Annotated in this window: 18 protein-coding genes; 7 read left to right on the forward strand and 11 right to left on the reverse strand. The window is 61.2% G+C overall.

The genetic code is table 11. The features are described 5' to 3' along the window. Positions 1 to 110: 110 nt before the first annotated feature. Positions 111 to 1,025: a LysR family transcriptional regulator gene (locus VJ651_RS20590; protein ID WP_136413791.1), complete on the reverse strand. Its 915-nt coding sequence runs from the start codon at positions 1,023 to 1,025 to the stop codon at positions 111 to 113. A 107-nt stretch (positions 1,026 to 1,132) separates the two neighbouring features. On the opposite strand from VJ651_RS20590, the gene VJ651_RS20595 reads away from it, so the two are divergent. The 3 genes from VJ651_RS20595 (at position 1,133) to VJ651_RS20605 (ending at position 4,492) form a co-directional block, all read left to right on the forward strand. Further along, entirely contained in the window at positions 1,133 to 1,810 is a 678-nt protein-coding gene (locus VJ651_RS20595) for a carbonic anhydrase family protein (RefSeq protein ID WP_324109224.1), read from the forward strand. A gap of 336 nt (positions 1,811 to 2,146) precedes the next feature. Further along, a complete protein-coding gene (locus VJ651_RS20600; protein ID WP_324109225.1) occupies positions 2,147 to 2,842 on the forward strand; it encodes a HAMP domain-containing sensor histidine kinase in 696 nt (231 codons plus the stop codon). A 21-nt stretch (positions 2,843 to 2,863) separates the two neighbouring features. Further along, positions 2,864 to 4,492: a tetratricopeptide repeat protein gene (locus VJ651_RS20605; protein WP_324109226.1), complete on the forward strand. Its 1,629-nt coding sequence runs from the start codon at positions 2,864 to 2,866 to the stop codon at positions 4,490 to 4,492. Between the two features lie 94 nt (positions 4,493 to 4,586). On the opposite strand, the gene VJ651_RS20610 is transcribed toward VJ651_RS20605, so the two are convergent. The 9 genes from VJ651_RS20610 to VJ651_RS20650 all read right to left on the reverse strand — a co-directional run bounded on the left by VJ651_RS20610 (position 4,587) and on the right by VJ651_RS20650 (position 13,114). Further along, positions 4,587 to 5,768 carry a pyridoxal phosphate-dependent aminotransferase gene (locus tag VJ651_RS20610; RefSeq protein ID WP_324109227.1) on the reverse strand — a complete coding sequence of 394 codons (1,182 nt, stop codon included), beginning with the start codon at positions 5,766 to 5,768 and terminating at the stop codon, positions 4,587 to 4,589. Next, the gene (locus VJ651_RS20615; protein ID WP_324109228.1) at positions 5,759 to 5,887 is read right to left on the reverse strand and encodes a hypothetical protein; all 129 of its coding nucleotides are present in this window, start codon (positions 5,885 to 5,887) and stop codon (positions 5,759 to 5,761) included. The genes VJ651_RS20610 and VJ651_RS20615 overlap by 10 nt, the downstream gene beginning before the upstream one ends. Before the next feature lie 16 nt (positions 5,888 to 5,903). Next, on the reverse strand, positions 5,904 to 7,121 hold the full coding sequence (locus VJ651_RS20620; RefSeq protein WP_324109229.1) for an MFS transporter: 1,218 nt from the start codon (positions 7,119 to 7,121) through the stop codon (positions 5,904 to 5,906). A gap of 107 nt (positions 7,122 to 7,228) precedes the next feature. Then, a complete protein-coding gene (locus tag VJ651_RS20625) occupies positions 7,229 to 8,065 on the reverse strand; it encodes an alpha/beta hydrolase (protein ID WP_324109230.1) in 837 nt (278 codons plus the stop codon). Beyond that, on the reverse strand, positions 8,065 to 9,126 hold the full coding sequence (locus tag VJ651_RS20630) for a branched-chain amino acid ABC transporter permease (protein WP_324109231.1): 1,062 nt from the start codon (positions 9,124 to 9,126) through the stop codon (positions 8,065 to 8,067). Before VJ651_RS20630 ends, VJ651_RS20625 begins: the two co-directional genes overlap by 1 nt. Beyond that, positions 9,123 to 10,139 (reverse strand): branched-chain amino acid ABC transporter permease, encoded by a 1,017-nt coding sequence (locus VJ651_RS20635; protein WP_324109232.1) that lies wholly within the window; start codon positions 10,137 to 10,139, stop codon positions 9,123 to 9,125. Before VJ651_RS20635 ends, VJ651_RS20630 begins: the two co-directional genes overlap by 4 nt. A gap of 189 nt (positions 10,140 to 10,328) precedes the next feature. After that, positions 10,329 to 11,066, reverse strand: coding sequence for an ABC transporter ATP-binding protein (locus VJ651_RS20640; protein ID WP_324109233.1), 738 nt, complete (start codon positions 11,064 to 11,066; stop codon positions 10,329 to 10,331). Next, a complete protein-coding gene (locus VJ651_RS20645; protein WP_324109234.1) occupies positions 11,063 to 11,842 on the reverse strand; it encodes an ABC transporter ATP-binding protein in 780 nt (259 codons plus the stop codon). Before VJ651_RS20645 ends, VJ651_RS20640 begins: the two co-directional genes overlap by 4 nt. A gap of 114 nt (positions 11,843 to 11,956) precedes the next feature. Next, positions 11,957 to 13,114, reverse strand: a complete 1,158-nt coding sequence (locus VJ651_RS20650; RefSeq protein WP_414691370.1) for a substrate-binding domain-containing protein — start codon at positions 13,112 to 13,114, stop codon at positions 11,957 to 11,959. 286 nt (positions 13,115 to 13,400) lie between these two features. On the opposite strand from VJ651_RS20650, the gene VJ651_RS20655 reads away from it, so the two are divergent. From VJ651_RS20655 to VJ651_RS20670, 4 genes are all read left to right on the forward strand, one after another. After that, complete coding sequence (locus VJ651_RS20655; protein ID WP_324109236.1) at positions 13,401 to 14,888, forward strand: DNA-3-methyladenine glycosylase 2 family protein; 1,488 nt, start codon at positions 13,401 to 13,403, stop codon at positions 14,886 to 14,888. A 2-nt stretch (positions 14,889 to 14,890) separates the two neighbouring features. Beyond that, positions 14,891 to 15,433, forward strand: coding sequence for a methylated-DNA--[protein]-cysteine S-methyltransferase (locus VJ651_RS20660; RefSeq protein ID WP_324109237.1), 543 nt, complete (start codon positions 14,891 to 14,893; stop codon positions 15,431 to 15,433). After that, the gene (locus tag VJ651_RS20665) at positions 15,411 to 15,716 is read left to right on the forward strand and encodes a hypothetical protein (protein WP_324109238.1); all 306 of its coding nucleotides are present in this window, start codon (positions 15,411 to 15,413) and stop codon (positions 15,714 to 15,716) included. The genes VJ651_RS20660 and VJ651_RS20665 overlap by 23 nt, the downstream gene beginning before the upstream one ends. Positions 15,717 to 16,183: 467 nt before the next feature. Then, positions 16,184 to 17,104 (forward strand): cation diffusion facilitator family transporter, encoded by a 921-nt coding sequence (locus tag VJ651_RS20670; protein WP_324109239.1) that lies wholly within the window; start codon positions 16,184 to 16,186, stop codon positions 17,102 to 17,104. A 1-nt stretch (position 17,105) separates the two neighbouring features. Here VJ651_RS20670 and VJ651_RS20675 read toward each other — a convergent pair whose 3' ends face one another. Continuing rightward, a complete protein-coding gene (locus VJ651_RS20675) occupies positions 17,106 to 17,327 on the reverse strand; it encodes a glycine zipper 2TM domain-containing protein (protein ID WP_136413756.1) in 222 nt (73 codons plus the stop codon). Positions 17,328 to 17,410 lie beyond the last annotated feature (83 nt).

Here is a 17,410-nt window from a genome sequence, read left to right on the forward strand (position 1 = left end):
CGGTTACCTCGACAGAACTCCAACAGCAGGTAACAGAAAAGAGCAGTCGCCCAAGATGACTTCCTGCGGGCAGCAACTCGGCTGTAGTTGGTGTTGGCTATTCTTGCCTGCTACACGCCTGACTCGCGCCGCTCACTCCATTCGAATGCTGACCGCTTGAGATGTTCGAGGAAAACAGCCGCAATTGGGGAAAGCCTTTTGCCGCGCGGATACAGAGTGAACCAGTGCGACTGGAGCGGGAATCCCGTCACGTCGAGAATTGTCAGTTGATCGTCCTCCGGCCGGGCTGGAAGTGCATGGCGCGAGATCACGGCAAGACCAAGGCCACCGGAAACGGCCTGCTTGATCGCTTCATTGCTGCCCAACTCCAGCCGCACCGCAGGTACGAAAGCGCTGCGCGCGAAGTAAGCATCGCATGCGAGGCGCGTGCCGGAACCACGTTCTCGAAGGATGAATCGCTCCGCCAGGAGGTCGGTGAGTTCCAGATGGCGCCCCTTCAGTCGGTGCCCTGCGGGAGCAATCAAAACCAAGGGGTTGTGCAGGAATGCATGCTGTTCGAGGTCAAGACTCTCGGGCGGCATCGACATAATGTAAAGATCGTCACGGTTTTCGCGTAGGCGCGCGACGACGCCATCGCGGTTCAGAATCTCAAGAGCAATCTCGATGTTCGGATGTTTCGTACAAAAACTGCCCAGCAGACGCGGCACGAAGTACTTCGCGGTGCTCACCAGGGCGACGCGCAAGCGCCCCTGCTCAAGCCCCTTCATCGCATTGATGGCCTGCTCGAACTCCATCCATTCGTCGAGCATTGCCCGTGCGGTCTCGGCGAGCGCCTCGCCAGCTTCGGTCAGGTGAAGGCGCTTCCCGATCTGTTCATATAGGGGCAGGCCGACGGCGTCGGCAAGCTCGCGCAATTGCATCGATACCGTTGGCTGCGTGACATGGCATGCCTTGGCGGCACCAGTGACACTGCCGTGCTCGGCCAGCGCCAGAAAGAGGCGCAACTGGCGAAAAGTGGTGTTCATAGGTTTTTAACTATACATATGATAACTAATATCGATTATTAATTATTTTTGCTTGTAGTTAACATAGTGTTCAAGCCCAATTGTCGAAAATTAAGATACGCCCGACCATGAAAACGCATACCTCCGAAACTCAAGCCACTTGCACCCCGGCACTTGCCTTGCAATTCCTCAAGGACGGCAACGCTCGCTTCGTTAACAACTTGCGCGCCAGCCGCGATTTGCTGCAGCAGGCCAACGAGACGCGCGACGGCCAATGGCCGTTCGCCACCATCGTCAGTTGCATCGACAGCCGCACGTCAGCAGAGTTGATCTTCGACCAAGGCCTGGGCGACATCTTCTCCGTACGCATCGCCGGCAACGTGATCAACACCGACATCCTCGGCAGCCTCGAGTTCGCATGCCACGTGGCCGGGTCGAAACTCATTGTAGTGCTCGGGCACACCTCGTGCGGCGCAATCAAGGGGGCCTGCGACCATGTGGAGCTTGGCAACCTGACCGAACTGCTGTCGAAGATCCAGCCGGCGGTGTACGAAGAGAGCCACACCCCGGACCCGGCAAGGCGCAATTCGAAGAACACTGCGTTCGTGGAGAATGTTGCCGACCTGAATGTGCGCCGCTCAGTGCGATCGATCATCGACCGCAGCTATATCCTCGAGCACATGATCGCCGCCGGCAAGATAGGCATCATCGGTGCCAAACACAACCTGGCCAGCGGAGAAGTGACCTTTTTTGACGACACCTGGGTGCACGACAAGACATCGATGCGGCGCGTCGTTGCCGGATAGTTGCGCTTCCGATCGACCGTACGGGAATTTCGCTTCAACTTCGATTCTATGCTTTCGCGGGTTCGGGAAGCTGCCGCACATGTGCTCTCAAGGCTGAACGGCGGTTAATCGGGGGCTGTACGCCTCAGTAGCTCACCCCAATGACAGTTGTGGCGCGTCGAGATTTTTTTGCACTTCTCAAGAAGGTGCTCCCTCGCTAGCCCTCGGGCATGACGAAAAATCTCCGAGAAGCATCGCACTTGATCCCCAATGGCATGTATTATGGTGTTGCCCATGGGAAAGTTTGCGTAAGCAGCCTATCCCACCGGCATTTCCTGCCCTCGTAGCGAGCGAACCATGGAAGACCATCCGCCTCAGCCCGATCTGCCGATATTTTTGGCCTCGGCCGCTCACGACATGAAGAATTCCATCAGCATGTTGAGCGGTACCCTTGAAGCGGTCTTGCTCGACCCTGCGGTGCAAGCGCTGCCCGCCTACCGGCAGGTGGTGCACCTGCTGTATGAAACGCGGCGCATGAATGACAATCTGATCCAGCTGCTGGCCTTGTATAAACGAGTCGGCAGTCCCTCTTATCCGTTCGATCCCCAGCCACAAGCCATTGCCGATTTCGTCGCAGAGATCGAAGCACAACACCGCGTTTTGCTCGAAGCCAAGGGCATCGCATTCGAGGCCGACTACCCGCCGGACCTGATCTGGTGTTTCGACGAGGACCTGGTGGTCGGCGTCGTCGGACATGCCTTCAACAATGCCATCCATTACACCAGTGACAAGATCCGTTTAATCATCAATCAAGTCGGCGAGTTTCTGGAAATCCGCGTGGAGGACAACGGTCACGGGTTTCCGCCGGCGATGCTGGAAGCGGGAGCGACTATCGACAGCGGCGTCGATTTCTCGACCGGCAGTACTGGTCTGGGTCTGTATTTTTCGAGCGAGGTCGCCAAGGCGCACAAGCATCGCGGCCGCCATGGCAGCATTGCGCTGGAAAATGGCGGAAGTTGCGGCGGCGGTTGTTTCGTGCTGCGCTTGCCATGAACGCAAGAATGAAGGACAGGTATGGACAAGCGTGAAATCACCGATTGGATAAGCAAGCAGTACTTGCTGATCGATGACTTTCCCAGCATGTGCCAAATGTTGCGCGACATGCTGCACAGTCTGGGCGCGCGCTATATCGACCAGGCGGAAAATGGCGCTACGGCGGCCAGCATGCTGAGAAGGAAGAAGTACGATGTCGTGCTGTGCGACTACCATCTCGGCGGTGGCAAGAATGGCCAGCAAGTGCTGGAAGAGGCCAAGATCCGCGACCTGGTCGGACCTGCCTGCATCTGGCTCATGGTGTCCGGCGTCAAGAACGTCGAATCGGTGATGGGCGCCGCCGAATACCAGCCGGACGGCTACCTGCTCAAACCACTCACCGAAGCCTTTCTCCTGACGCGTTTGAACCGCGCCTGGGCGAGAAAGCAAGTGTTTCAGGAAATCGACCGCGCCTACGATGCCAAGGATTATCTGAAAGCGGTCGAGCTGTGCCACGAACGTCTGGAGACCGATCGACTCCACGCGCTGGACCTGATGCGCATGAAGGCAAACCTGCTCATGAAAAGCGGCGAGCCGGAGCATGCGCGCGCGGTCTTCGAGCAAGTCATGGTCGAGCGGGAATTCGTGTGGGCGAAGACCGGCATCGCGAAAATACATGTGCAAAGCGGCGAATATGAAAGCGCAAGGCAACTCTTGCAGGAAGTGATCGAGGAAAACGTCTTCTACCTGGACGCCTACGATCAGCTTGCCTTTACGGAGCTTCAACTGGGACACTTCGCCGAGGCGGAACAGGTGCTGGCAAGTGCGGCGAAGCTCTCTCCCAATTCGGTACTGCGCCAGAAAAACCTTGGCGCAATCGCGCTGAAGATGGGCCACTTCGATGTGGCCGAGAAAGCCTTCCGCAAAAGCGTGGAGATTGGGGAACACTCTGTGCTGAAAACGCCGGATGCCTATTTCGGCCTGGCGCGCGTATGGGGGGGAAAGAACCAGGCGAAGGAAGCGCTGCAACTGCTGGCCACCGTTCGGAAGGAGTTCGACACCGAAGAAATTCGCTTGCGGGCGAAGGTCACGGAAGGTCTGGTCTATCACGAAAGCGGCGACTGGGTGAAAGCGCGCAAGTCCGGTGATGAACTGGCGGAGCTGTTGGACAACACCACTGAACGGCCCGACGCCGATACCTGCCTGGACATGGCACGGCTGCTATTCGCCGTCGGAGTCAAGGACGCGCCGGTAGAACTGTTGCGGGAAGTCGTGAAGAACAATCACGACAATGTGCCGCTCGCGCTGGAAGTGCAACAGATCTTCGACAAGGCACGCATGAGCGAACAAGGTGCCGACATCGTGAACACCGCACGCCGGGAAGCGAGCGAGATGATGGATCGCGGCGTCATCCTGTGGAAGGCGGGCAAGCTCGCGGAAGCGGTGCAATGGATGCGGCATGCCAGGAGCGTATTGCCGTCGAACGTGCGCGTATTGTTCAATTACGCCCACCTTTTGATCGCGTATATGGAGCAAAACGGCGCAGATGCGACGATGGCGACGGAAGCACGAAAAACACTTTTACATGCGGACAAGCTTGCCCCAAATCAGCGGCGCTTCGCGCAATTGCAGAAACAATTGGGGGCCTTGTTGCCGAATGGCGATGACTGATCCGGCTTCCGGAATATTCAAGGCATGCACGGTTTTGTTAACCGTACGCCATCAGATCCATCGGAGCCCGCATTCTTCGCGCTGAAGTTTTTCTTCAGCGCTTCTCAAGAAACCGCGCAAGCCGCCGCACACCCTCATCCAGCCGTTCCAGCGAGCTGGCAAAGCACCAGCGGATATATCCCTCGCCCTCGGTGCCGAAGGCATTGCCGGGCGCGAGGCCGAGCTTTGCTTCCCGCACCAGCTGCTTGCACAGCTCCAGCGTGTCCTGCGCGCCATCCATACGGAAGAAGAGATACATCGCGCCTTTCGGCTTGGGCGAGGTCACGCCGGGCAAGGCGTTGAGGCGCTCATACAGGAAGTCGCGCGCCGCCTGATAGCGGGTGACGGTGTGCGCGATCACATCCTCGCCCCCCTGAATGGCGGCAATCCCGGCACGCTGCACGAAGCCGGGCGCGCAGGAGGTGTTGTACTCGATCAGCTTGCCCAGGTCAGCCATCACGCCGGCCGGTGCCACCACCCAGCCGAGCCGCCAGCCGGTCATCAGCCACGACTTGGAGAAGCTGTTGGCGGAGACGATGCGGTCTTCGTCCGAGGCGATATCGAGAAAGGACGGCGCGCAGGCCTTGGGGTTCGGGTTGTCATAGACCAGCCGCTCGTACACGTCGTCGGCGAGAATCCAGATGCCGTGCTTGCGGCAATGCGCGAGGACGATTTCCTGCTGCTCGGCGGTGATGACCCAGCCGGTCGGATTGTTCGGCGAATTGAGGAACAGCGCCTTGGTTCCCGGCGTGAGTGCATCCAGCAATTGCTGCACATCGAGTTCCCAGGTCTGGCCGAACCGCAGCGGCACCCGCGCCACTTCCGCACCGAGGATTCTCGGAATCTCGATCAGGTTCGGCCACAGCGGCGTCACGGCCACCACGCGGTCGCCCTGATTGATGATGAGTTGCGACAGCAGCATCAATGCCGACACGCCGGAAGAAGTCACGGCCACGCGGTTCACGTCGACGTTGCCGTGCAACGTGGACAGGTAGGCGGCAATCGTCTCGCGCAGCGGCAGGATGCCGAAGTTGTGCGTGTAAAAAGTGTCGCCCGCGTCGAGCGCTTCCCTGGCGGCGTCGCGGATGAAAGACGGCGTGACTTCGTCCGGTTCGCCGAACCAGAAGGGCAGCACGTCGCTCACGCCGATGCCGGCATTGGCGACTTCACGGATGCGCGAAGCGCCCAGACTTTGCACGACGGGACGGGCGAGCGGTGCGGAGGAATTCAGAAGCATAGGTAGATACGGTTGGCGAGATCGACAATGAAGGCAGGGCGCAGGTAGGCGAGAAAGCCGAGCGCCAGCACCGCCGCCAGGGCGAGGCCGAACAGAAAGCGTTTGAGCTGGTCGCGCATGATGGTGCTCGGGTGCTCAGGCGGTCGCGACGTGCTGGCGCACGATCGCCTTCTCGTTGATCGGCAGATTGACGAGCGCAGCGAACACGCCGAGCGCAATCGTGATGCCCCACACCGTATTGTAGTTACCGTCACGCGTGAACAGATAGCCGCCCAGCCACACGCCGATGAAGCTGCCGACCTGGTGCGAGAAGAAGACGAAGCCCGACAGCATCGACAAATAGCGCACGCCGAAGATGCCGGCGATCACGCCGTTGGTGAGCGGCACGGTCGACAGCCACAACAGGCCCATCGCGCAGGCGAAGATATACACCGACCATTGCGTGAGCGGCGCCAGCAGGAACAACGCGATCACGACAGCGCGGGTGAGATAGATGGACGAGAGCAGGTAACGCTTGGGCAGGAAGCCGCCCAGCTTGCCCGCGTAATAGGAGCCGAAAATATTGAACAGGCCGATCAGCGCCAGTGCCATCACGGCAACTCCGGGATCCATGATGCCTTTGTCCTTGAGGTAGGACGGCATGTGCACGCCGATGAACACGAGCTGGAATCCGCACACGAAGTAGCCTGCCACCAGCAGCAGGAAGGGGCGATGGGAGAAGGCTTCGCGGATCGCTTCCTTCATGCTCTGATGATGCCCGGCCGCCTTGTCATGCGGCAGTTCGCGCAGGCCGAATGCCATCGGCAGCATCACGATCGCCACCAGCGCCGCAAGAATGAAGAAGGCGGTATCCCAGCCGGTGGACGAGATCAGCCGCTGCTCGACCGGCATCATCAGGAACTGGCCGATGGAGCTGGCGGCCGACGAAATGCCGAATGCCCATGAGCGCTTCTCGTCCGGCGCGACGCGCCCGATGATGCCGCTGACCGCGCCGAATGCGGTGCAGGCCAGCGCCGCGCCGATCAGGACGCCGGAACCGATCACGAACAGCGTCGGCTGGTTCACCATCGCCATCCACAGCAGGCCGCCCACGTAGAACAAGGCCCCGACTATCACCACGCGCGCCGTGCCGAAGCGGTCCGCCGCCATGCCCGCGAACGGCCCGAATGCACCCCACAGCAGATTCTGCAGCGCCATCGCCAGCGAATAGGTCTCGCGCGTCCAGCCGTGTGCCTGGGAAATCGGCTGCAGCCAGAATCCGAAGCCGTGGCGTACGCCCATGGCGAGCGTGAGTACCAGGCCGCTGGCGATCAGAACGGTTTTCAGTTGCGGGGCGCGGGTGGCAGTGAGCATGTCGGAATTTCGCCGGAACAGAAGAGGAACGGACGAGTTTAGCGTAAAGAGAAAGAACGTGTGGCCCGGCGGATCTTCCGGGCCACGGTCCGCTTGCTTGCCGACAATCAGCCGGCGAGGAAGTTTCGGACCAGCGAAATTTGCTCGGGAACGTTCAAGGCAGGCGCGTGCCCGCAATCGGGAATCACCGCGACCTGCGCCTTCGGCCCGCGCCGCTTCATTTCATCGGCCGTCTCCTGCAGCAGCAGATCCGATTCCGCGCCGCGCAGCACCAGCGTCGGCATGTCGAGGGCATCGTATTCGTTCCACAGATCGTAATCGTTCGGATGCACGATGAACTGCCGCACCATCGCGGGGTCGTAGTGCGGCGTCACTTTGCCGTTCGGCATGCGACGCGTGGAGGTTTCCGTCATGCGCCGCCATTGCGCATCGCTTTGCCAGCCATAGGGCTTGTATACCGTGCGGAAAAAGCCTTCGAGTTCCGACACTGTGTCGAATTGCGGCGGATTGCCTGCATAGGACTTGATGCGCTCGATCGCGGCGGCGGCCAGCGACGGGCCGTTATCGTTGAGCACCAGGTGGCTGATGCGGCCCTTCAATGTGCTTGCGCCCGCCACCGTACCGATCGCGGCGCCCATCGAGGTGCCGACCCAGCGTACGCGCGATAGGCCCAGCTGGTCCACCAGCGCTTGTGCGATATTTGAATAGAACGCGAGGCAGTATTCCGCATCGGGGTCCGGGCTCCATTGCGACAGGCCGCGGCCTATGGTGTCGGGGCAGATGATGCGGTAGGTATCGGAGAGTTCGGCCGCGATGTCGTCGAAATCGCGGCCGGTGCGCGCCAGCCCGTGCCACATGATCAGCGGCGGCGCATCCTTCGCGCCCCATTCGACATAATGGATTTCACGGTCACAGCAGCGCAGGTAATGAGAAGCAGGAAGCATTACGTCCTCCATGTACGAAGTTTGCCGACGATTCCGGTCGGGAAGAAATACACCGACAGGATAAACAGTACGCCCAGCCACAACAACCAGCGATCGGGCGACAGCAGGGCGGACAGGACCGGCACCGCCTGCGTGGCATTCGCGGCCAGCGCCATCAGGTCCTGCAGATAACTCTGCGCCAGCAGGAACACCGTCGCGCCGCAGACCGCGCCATACATCGTGCCCATGCCGCCGATCACCACGATCAGCAGGATGTCGATCATGATCTCGAAGGACAGCGAGGTATCCGGCCCGTTGTAGCGCAGCCAGATGGCGAGCAGACAGCCTGCCAGCGTGGCGAACACAGCCGCCAGCACATTCGACCAGGTGCGGAACACCACGATGCGATAGCCGATCGCCTCGGCGCGGAAATCGTTTTCCCGGATTGCCTTCAGCACATGGCCGAAGGGTGAATTGACGACGCGCAGCATCGCGAGAAAGAGAATGACCGCCGCGACGAATACCAGATAGTAGGTGATGAACCGGCCATCCATCCAGGCGCCGAGAAAGGGATCTTCGCTGAGTTGAAATGAAGGGGCGAGCACCTCCGGCAGCTTGAAGTTCAATCCGTCCTCGCCGCCCGTGATCTCGGACAGCTGCGATGCCAGCGTCTGGAACGCGGAGGCGACCGCCAGCGTGATCATGGCGTAGAAGATGGCGCGCACCCGCAGCGAGAACAGGCCGATCACCAGCGACAGCAGCACCGACAGCGCCACCGCACCCAGCACGCCGACCAACAGACTGCTCCAACCCGGCCCCATGCGCGAGCTTGCAATGGCCACGCCGTAGGCGCCGATGCCGAAGAACATCGTATGCGCGAAGGACACGATACCGGTGTAACCGAGCAGCAAATCGTAGCTCGCAACCAGCACGATGAAGATCAGGATCTTCGCCGCGACGTTCATCGACTTCGCGCCGGGAAACAGGAAGGGCGCGAAGGCCAGTCCGAGCACGATCACGGTCAGGATCACCGCCAGCACGCGGCTGCGCGGCAGATCATGGGAAAGGAGGCGCGTCATCATTTGTTGGTCACCGGATAAACGCCCTGCGGACGCCACAGCAGGATGGCCACCATCAGGAGAATGTTGGAGAAGAGCGCGATCTTCGGCACCAGGAAGCCGGTGTAATTGGCCAGCAGCCCGACCAGCAGCGCGCCCAGGAAGCAGCCCGCCGTCGAGCCGAGCCCGCCGATGATGATCACGATGAAGATCAGCACGTTCACTTGCGCGCCCATCTGCGGGATCACGTTCTGCTGATACAGGCCCCACATCACGCCGCCGAGTCCGGCCAGTGCCGAACCCGCGATGAACACGCCGACGAACAGGCGACGGATACGATAGCCGAGGCTCTCGACCATTTCGCGATCCTGCACGCCGGCGCGGATCAGCAGACCGAGCTTGGTGCGATTCAGGATCAGCACCAGCGCGGCGAACACGATCAGGCCGACCACCACCGCCATCAGGCGATATTTCTCGATCGCGGCATCGCCCAGAAAGACCGAGCCGCGCAGCGACGGCGGCAGCGGCAGCGGAATCTGCTGCGGTCCCCAGAACACCTTGATCAATTCCTCGCCGACCACCATGCCGCCCATCGTGATCAGGATCTGCTTCAGGTGCTGGCCATACACCACGCGCACCAGCACGCGTTCGAAGATGGCGCCGAGGATACCGGCCACCAGCATCGCCACCAGCATCGCCGCGCCGAGCGCACCGAGATTCTGCGCCAGGCTTTCCGCATTCGACCACTCCGGCAGCGCGCCCATCACTGACACGGCGACGAAGGCGCCCAGTGCGATGAACACGCCATGGCCGAAGTTGAGCACATCCATCAGGCCGAAGATCAGCGTCAGGCCGGAGGCGATCACGAAGATGATCATCCCCATCGCCAGCCCGGCTGCCGTCAGCGTGACCCAGGTAGGCGCGGAGCCGACGAAGGGCAGTGCGGCCAGCGCGAGCGCGGGCACCAGCGCAAGCGGCGCCCAATCGATCTGTTTGCCGGCGGGTGGTGCGGCGGAATGTGTTAATGCTTGTGCCATTCGTAGTCCTTCGAAAAAATGATCGGCTACCGGCTCCCTCCCCCTTGCAGGGGGAGGGCTAGGGTGGGGGTAGTGAGACTGAGCTACCGCAGAAGTGGATTCATGCACTCTACCCCCATCCCAACCTTCCCACTGCAAGGGGGAAGGGGGCGTTCTTGAGTTTGTCGGGCGCGCACCCTGCCAATCAATCTAATGGTGCGCCGCCAGCGACAAGCCCAGCAATCGCGTCTGCAGTTCCTCATCTTCCGCCAGTTCCTGCATCAGGCCGCGATGCACGATCCTGCCGTCATCCATCACTGCCACCGTGTCGCCGAGCTGCTTGGCGAAATTGAAATTCTGCTCGACCAGCAGGATGGTCGTATCGGTCTGCTTCAGTTCGCGAAAGGCCGCAATCATGTTGGCGATGATGGCCGGCGCCAGACCCTTGCTCGGCTCGTCGATCAAGAGCAGCTTGCGCGGCTCCACGATCGCGCGCGACACCGCCAGCATCTGCTTCTGCCCGCCGGACAGCTTGCCGGCAGGATGCAGCCAGAATTTCTTCATCGCGGGAAACAGCGAAAAAATCCACTCCAGCCGCTTGTCGTCGATGTCCTCGACGCGACGCGCCGAACGCGCCGCGAGCAGCATGTTCTCCTTTACCGACAGGTCGGCGAAGATGCCCATGTTCTCCGGCACGTAGGCGATGCCGAGCTGCGCAATGTCCGGCGTCGCCTTGGCCGTGATGTCCATGCCGTCGAACGTGATGCGTCCCTGCGACGCCTGCCACAAGCCCATGATGGTGCGCAGCGTGGTGGTCTTGCCCGCGCCATTGCGCCCGAGCAGCATGGTCAGCTGGCCGCGCGGCACCTCCAGATCGACGCCATGCAGAATGTGATAGGCGCCGATGTGCGTGTGCACGCCGTCGAGTTTCAAGAGCGGTGCATTCATGCTGCATCCTCCACTGGCGCCAGGCCGAGATAGGCTTGCTGCACCACCGGCGAGGCGATCACCGTTTCCGGATCGCCGTCCGCCATCAGCGTGCCGTTGTGCAGCACGATGATGCGGTCGGCCAGTTCGCGCACCACGTCCATCTTGTGCTCGACCAGCAGGATGGTCTTGTCGCGGCGCGCCTTCAGTGCGCGGATCAGGTCGAGGATGACCGGCACCTCGTCCACGCTCATGCCGGCGGTCGGTTCATCGAACATGTAGACCTCGGGATCGAGTGCCATCAGCAAGCCGACCTCCAGCTTGCGCTGATCGCCGTGCGGCAGCGCCGCCGCATGCATGTCGCGCTTGGCGGACAGGGCCACGCTTTCCAGCAATTGTTCCGCGCGCTCGATCAGAGCGCGATGATGGCTCCACACATTCCACATATCCAGCCCGATGTGCTTGCGCGACTGCAGCGCAAGCCGCACGTTTTCCATCACGCTCAGATTCGGAAACAGGCTGGTGAGCTGGAACGCGCGGCCCAGTCCTGCTTGAGTGCGAGCCGACGCGGACAGCGCGGAGATATCGCGGCCGTTCAGCAGCACCTGTCCTTCGCTGGCCTTGAGCTGGCCGGAGATCAGATTGAAATAGGTCGTCTTGCCGGCGCCGTTCGGCCCGACGATGGCCGTCAGCGTACCTGGCGCAAACGCGCAGGACACGGCATTGACCGCGACATGGCCGCCGAAGCGGATGGTGAGATTGCGGGTTTCGAGCGAACCGGCGTGGTGCAGGGGCATGCGATCCTCCGCTGTCAGTGCAATGCAGCGACGCACCCCCGCCCCCTTGCAGGGGGACGGGGTTCGCCGCGGATTACTCGACAGTAGATTAGTAAAAAAGACGACGCGAAGAAATTACCGCTTGTTCCGGATCGGAATCTGCATCTCATCCATCTTGATCTCGCGCACCAGGTCCGGCACGCCCCAAGGCATGGCCGGATCGACCTTGATCTTGAAGTGGTACATCGACTGCATGGCCTGATGGTCTTCCTTGCGGAACATCATCTTGCCCTTGGGCGTGTCGAAGCTCATGCCTTCCATGGTGGAGATCAGTTTTTCGGTGTTGGTGTTGCCGCCGGTCTTCTTCAAGGCTTCCACCAGCGCGATGCCTGCCGTCATGCCGCCTGCGGTGAAGAAGTCGGGCGGCGACTTGTAGCGCTTGTAGTGCTCGGTGACCAGCCAGTTGTTGGCCGGGTTTTTCGGAATGGCGAAGTAGTAGTAGGTCGCGCCTTCCATGCCCGGGAAGTTCTTGTACGCGGCCATCGCCGGCAGGATGTTGCCGCCGGTGGCGATTTCGATGCCATAGCGCTTCGGATCGAGGTCGGCGATCTTGAACGGATTGCCCGCGCCCGCCCAGATGATGAAGATCACCTTGCGGCCCGGCTTGCCTTTCAGCGAATCGAACAGGCGCTGCGCACCGGCGGTGAAGTCGGTGGTATTGGTCGGCAGGTATTCCTCATGCACCACCTTGGCCTTCTTCAGGGCTTCCTTGAACGCCTTCACGCCATCGCGGCCGAAGGCATAGTCCTGCGCCAGCGTCGCGATCGACACGCCTTCCTTGTCCAGCGCGACCGCATTCGAAATCGCGTCCTGCGAGGAGTTGCGGCCGGTGCGGAAGATGTAGCGGTTCCACTTGTCGCCGGTGATGGCGTCGGCCACTGCCGGTTCGACCAGCAGGATCTTCTTGTATTCTTCGGCCACCGGCAGCATGGCCAGCGCCACGCCGGAACTGGTCGGGCCGACCGCGATGTCGGCCTTGTCGTCGGCGAAGGCGGAAGCCAGCTGCGCCTTGCCCACGTCGGGCTTGCCCTGGTTGTCCTTTTCAATGACGACCAGCTTGTTGCCGTTGACCTGCATGGTGCCGTTGGTGGCGTAATCCAGTCCCATCATCAGGCCGATCTGCGTCTGCTTCGCATAGGCTTCCAGCGCGCCGGTCTTGTCGTACACGTGCGCGATCTTGATGTCTTTTGCGTGGAGTGCTGTGGTGCAGCATAGCGCGGCGACCGCCGCCATCAGGTGGTGTCTCATTGCGTCTCATCCTTCTTGTTGGTTGTTTTGGGACCGGATTGCCACTGCATCGCGTACCACGCCCAACATTCCGGACGCTGGAGAAGAACTCCGTGGACGACACATAAGAAATCTGGCTCTGGCCAGATTACTCCAAGCGCTTACCGCAGGAAAGTAGTAGAAATACGGGGTGCAGTTGATATGCGCTGCATCAAACCGGGATGTCCTGATCAAGGAAACTCATGTCCGAAAACGGCTAGACGCCGAATGGAGCGGCGCGTATAAAGGAGTTATGAACAGCCCCGACATGACGCCGGTCGCCGGCATAACGACCCTGGACCACGCCAGTTGCTACCGCGCGCTGGCGGCGAAGGACACGCGCTTCGACGGCGTTTTCTTCACCGGCGTGACGAGCACCGGCATCTACTGCCGCCCGGTGTGCACGGTGAAGACCCCGCGTGAATCTTCCTGCCGGTTCTTCAGCTCCGCGGCCGCCGCCGAAGCCGCCGGCTTCCGTCCCTGCCTGCGCTGTCGCCCGGAACTCGCGCCCTATGCCTTGCAGCAAAACCTGGCGCACGCGGTCTGGCAACGCATTGCCGCCGGCGCGCTCAACGACGGTGATGTCGAACGGCTGGCGCAAGAGGTCGGCCTGTCTTCGCGCCAGTTGCGCCGTGTGCTGTTGCAGCATTTCGGCGTGACGCCGGTCGAACTGGCGCAAACGCAGCGGCTCTTGTTCGCGAAAAAACTGTTGCAGGAAACCCGCTTGCCGATGGCGGATATCGCCTACGCTGCAGGATTTGGCAGCGTGCGGCGCTTCAACGCTTTGTTCGCAGCGCGCTACGGCATCGCGCCGACGGCGATTCGGCGGACTCCCGAAAAAGACAGCGTCGAAACACCGGACGCGCTGAAGCTGCGCCTGGCCTACCGGCCGCCGTTCGACTGGCCGCGGATCTTGCGCTACTTGTCTGGGCGAGCGATTCGCTCGGTGGAAGCGGTGCTGGATGATCACCCGCAGGGCGCTTATCTGCGCAGCGTGCGCATCGGCCAGGTCGAAGGCTGGCTGCGGGTGACGCATCTGCCCGACCGGCGACAGCTCGAACTGGAAGCGGCGCCGTCGCTGTCGCCGGTGCTGATGCCGCTGCTCGCACGCGTGCGCAGCCAGTTCGACCTCGACGCCAATCCGTCGCAGATCGAAGAACATCTGCGCCAGGATGCCTTGCTCGCGCCACGCATCGATGCGCTGCCCGGCCTGCGCGTGCCGGGCGCATTCGATGCCTTCGAACTGGCGGTGCGCGCGGTGCTCGGCCAGCAAGTCAGCGTCGCGGGCGCAACGACCTTGTCGGGAAGATTGGTGCAACGCTTCGGCAAACCGGTTGTGACGCCGTATGCGTCGGTGTCCTATCACTTTCCGCTTGCCGAAGATCTCGCCGCATTGGAGTCCGCTGACATTGCCGCGATCGGCTTGCCGCAGACACGTGCGCAAACGATAGGCAATCTCGCGCAGTTCGCCGCGCAGGGCGGATTGCACATGCCGCCGGGGCTGCCGCTCGACGAGGCCGTCGCCCGACTGAAAACCGTACGCGGCATCGGCGACTGGACCGCGCACTACATCGCGCTGCGCGCATTGCGCTTTCCCGACGCATTCCCCGCCGGCGATCTCGGCCTGCAAAAAGCCGCCGCCGGCGATGGCGCGCGTCTCACCGAAAAACAACTCGCCGCACGCGCCCTCGCATGGTCGCCATGGCGCGGCTACGCGGCACTCGCATTATGGATGGCTTGATCATGATGTATTACACCGAACATCCCAGTCCGCTCGGCACCTTGCTGCTTGCCGCAAGCGACGCAGGCCTTGCCGGCCTGTATTTCGACGAGCACAAATACTTCAGCGGCCCGCTGGGCTGGACACGCGATGACCGGCATCCGCATCTGCGCGATGCCTGCGCCCAGCTCGACGAGTATTTCGCCGGCAAGCGCAGCGCATTCGATCTCGCACTTGACCTGCACGGTACCGCCTTCCAGCAGATGGTATGGCAAGTATTACGCGAACTGCCTTACGGCAGCACGAGCACTTACCAGGATGTCGCGCAGCGCGTCGCCAATCCGAAAGCGATACGTGCCGCGGGCACGGCCATCGGACGCAACCCGGTCTCGATCATCGTGCCTTGTCACCGCGTGCTCGGCAGTTCCGGAGGCTTGTCCGGCTATGCAGGAGGACTGGAGCGCAAGCGATTTTTGCTCGCGCTGGAAAAGGGGGGCGTGAAAATAAAACAGAGGCAGCCCGCAAGAAGGATGGCACGCGTCAGTGCCCTCTCTTGCAAGAATTAGCAGTGAGCCACGCGATCGGCGCACCGCCGCGAAGCGCACTGCCAGGGGTGATTACTTCGATGTGGAACCGGAGGTCGATGATCCGGTCGAGCCGCTTGTACCCGAGCTGCTCGAGGTGCCCGAAGTGCCGGACATGTCCGTCGAACCGCTCGACGACGACGAGCCTGGCGTCGGCGTAGTCGGCAGGGGGGTGCCGGAATTGCTGCTTGGGCTTGGCGAGTTTGGCGAGGAACTGGACGAGCCAGGGCTGGTGCTGGACGTGCCGCTGGCGCCGGAACCGTAGCTGCCCGATGCGCCGGAGCTTGGCGTGGACATGGTGCCGGTAGCGGATCCCGAGCCTGAGCCCATGCCGGAAGACGAGCCGGATGTGGTTCCCGTGCCAGTAGTGCCGCATGCCGAGAGTGCCAGAGCGCATGCCAAAGGGATGGTCCATTTCATCATAAGAATTCTCCTTAAGAAATCGTGCTGATTCGCTGAAAGCGTGAGAAGCGACATGAGATACCCATCATGCCAAAATTGCATGCATGCGAGTGAGTAGAATCTTTCATTAAGCGAAAGTTCCGGCATAGCTTCGGCCTGATACATCGTGTTGCACATTACCGGAGAGCCACTGTGTGAAGGAAATTTCTCGCCCGCTGCAAGCGTGCAGCATCGCACTTGTTCCCCCATGTATTCCTGCGCAGGAGAAAAACTTGCGTGCAATCGAAACAGCAAGTAATGTGACGCCGTCATTTTCTTTTTGATAATCCCATGTCTTCCCATTCCGACGGTTCTACCAAAGCGATTTTTTATGCGCTCGGTGCCAACGGCGGCATCGCGATCGCCAAGTTCGCCGCATCTCTCTATACGGGATCGGGGGCCATGCTGGCCGAGTCGATTCACTCGCTGGCCGATTGCACCAATCAAGTCTTCCTGCTGATCGGCCTCAAGGAAGCGAAGAAGCCCGTCGATGAACTGCATCCGATGGGTTACGGTCGCGTGGTCTACTTCTGGGCGATGATGGTCGCGCTGCTGCTGTTCTTCCTCGGCGGCGCGTTTTCGGTCATGGAAGGCATCGGGCACCTGAAGCATCCCGAACCCCTGAGCAGTCCTGTCGTTGCCTTGGCGGTGCTCGGCATCTCCGTGGTGCTGGAAGGTTTTTCGCTCTATGGCGCGATGAAGGAGATACGCAAGATCTCGCACGGGAAATCCTTCGCGAAATGGTTCCGCGAAACGCGTCAGTCAGAACTGATGGTGGTGGCCGGCGAAGACATCGCCGCGCTCGCCGGCCTGAGCTTCGCCTTCATCGCCGTGCTGCTGGCTGTCGTCACCGGCAATCCGGTCTGGGATGCAGTCGGATCGATCGCGGTCGGCGTCCTGCTGATGATCGTCGCGATCTTCATCGTGCGCGAAGTGAAGGCGATGATTACCGGCGAATCCGCTGCGCCCGAAGTGCATGCCGCCATCAAGTCGCATATCGAAAGCCATCCCGAAGTCGAGCACGTGATTAACCTGATCACGCTGCAATGGGGCGAGCAGTTGATGATCGCCGTGCAAGCCAAAATGCGGCAGCAGGCATCCGATGCCGCGCTGGTCGATGCAATCAACGTGGTGGAAGAAAGTCTCCAGCGCAAGTGGCCGCAGGCCAAGTGGTGCTTCTTCGAGCCGGACGTGCTCGCCGGGAAGGATTGACTTATTTCTTCGGCTTGGTGACTTCGTTGCCGATCAGTCCGCCGACCGCCGCGCCGCCGACCGTACCTACCGTGCTGTCAGTCAGGACATGACCTGCGACACCGCCTAGCACCGCGCCCGTGCCTATGCCTACCTGTTGGTGCGTCGGCGTGCTGCCGCAGGCGGACAGAACTGTTGCCATCGTCAATGCGCTGGCAATTGACATCAGCTTGCATGTACTCATCTTGCCCTCCGGAAGATCGGGTCGAAACTTGTAAATAAAGTGATGCGTACCCGGTTCGACTGTTGCTCTCCGGGTTGAGTTCC

The sequence above is a fragment of the Noviherbaspirillum sp. genome (assembly GCF_035254865.1).
Classification (GTDB): Bacteria; Pseudomonadota; Gammaproteobacteria; order Burkholderiales; family Burkholderiaceae_D; genus Noviherbaspirillum.

What these genes read in the sequence shown, in the direction of transcription:
- VJ651_RS20675 (WP_136413756.1), bottom strand. Translation starts at nt 17,327, where the DNA reads ATGAGTACATGCAAGCTGATGTCAATTGCCAGCGCATTGACGATGGCA.
- VJ651_RS20630 (WP_324109231.1), bottom strand. Translation starts at nt 9,126, where the DNA reads ATGATGACGCGCCTCCTTTCCCATGATCTGCCGCGCAGCCGCGTGCTG.
- VJ651_RS20625 (WP_324109230.1), bottom strand. Translation starts at nt 8,065, where the DNA reads ATGCTTCCTGCTTCTCATTACCTGCGCTGCTGTGACCGTGAAATCCAT.
- VJ651_RS20640 (WP_324109233.1), bottom strand. Translation starts at nt 11,066, where the DNA reads ATGAATGCACCGCTCTTGAAACTCGACGGCGTGCACACGCACATCGGC.
- VJ651_RS20670 (WP_324109239.1), top strand. Translation starts at nt 16,184, where the DNA reads ATGTCTTCCCATTCCGACGGTTCTACCAAAGCGATTTTTTATGCGCTC.
- VJ651_RS20655 (WP_324109236.1), top strand. Translation starts at nt 13,401, where the DNA reads ATGAACAGCCCCGACATGACGCCGGTCGCCGGCATAACGACCCTGGAC.
- VJ651_RS20600 (WP_324109225.1), top strand. Translation starts at nt 2,147, where the DNA reads ATGGAAGACCATCCGCCTCAGCCCGATCTGCCGATATTTTTGGCCTCG.
- VJ651_RS20645 (WP_324109234.1), bottom strand. Translation starts at nt 11,842, where the DNA reads ATGCCCCTGCACCACGCCGGTTCGCTCGAAACCCGCAATCTCACCATC.
- VJ651_RS20605 (WP_324109226.1), top strand. Translation starts at nt 2,864, where the DNA reads ATGGACAAGCGTGAAATCACCGATTGGATAAGCAAGCAGTACTTGCTG.
- VJ651_RS20620 (WP_324109229.1), bottom strand. Translation starts at nt 7,121, where the DNA reads ATGCTCACTGCCACCCGCGCCCCGCAACTGAAAACCGTTCTGATCGCC.
- VJ651_RS20595 (WP_324109224.1), top strand. Translation starts at nt 1,133, where the DNA reads ATGAAAACGCATACCTCCGAAACTCAAGCCACTTGCACCCCGGCACTT.
- VJ651_RS20610 (WP_324109227.1), bottom strand. Translation starts at nt 5,768, where the DNA reads ATGCTTCTGAATTCCTCCGCACCGCTCGCCCGTCCCGTCGTGCAAAGT.
- VJ651_RS20590 (WP_136413791.1), bottom strand. Translation starts at nt 1,025, where the DNA reads ATGAACACCACTTTTCGCCAGTTGCGCCTCTTTCTGGCGCTGGCCGAG.
- VJ651_RS20635 (WP_324109232.1), bottom strand. Translation starts at nt 10,139, where the DNA reads ATGGCACAAGCATTAACACATTCCGCCGCACCACCCGCCGGCAAACAG.
- VJ651_RS20650 (WP_414691370.1), bottom strand. Translation starts at nt 13,114, where the DNA reads ATGGCGGCGGTCGCCGCGCTATGCTGCACCACAGCACTCCACGCAAAA.
- VJ651_RS20615 (WP_324109228.1), bottom strand. Translation starts at nt 5,887, where the DNA reads ATGCGCGACCAGCTCAAACGCTTTCTGTTCGGCCTCGCCCTGGCGGCG.
- VJ651_RS20660 (WP_324109237.1), top strand. Translation starts at nt 14,891, where the DNA reads ATGATGTATTACACCGAACATCCCAGTCCGCTCGGCACCTTGCTGCTT.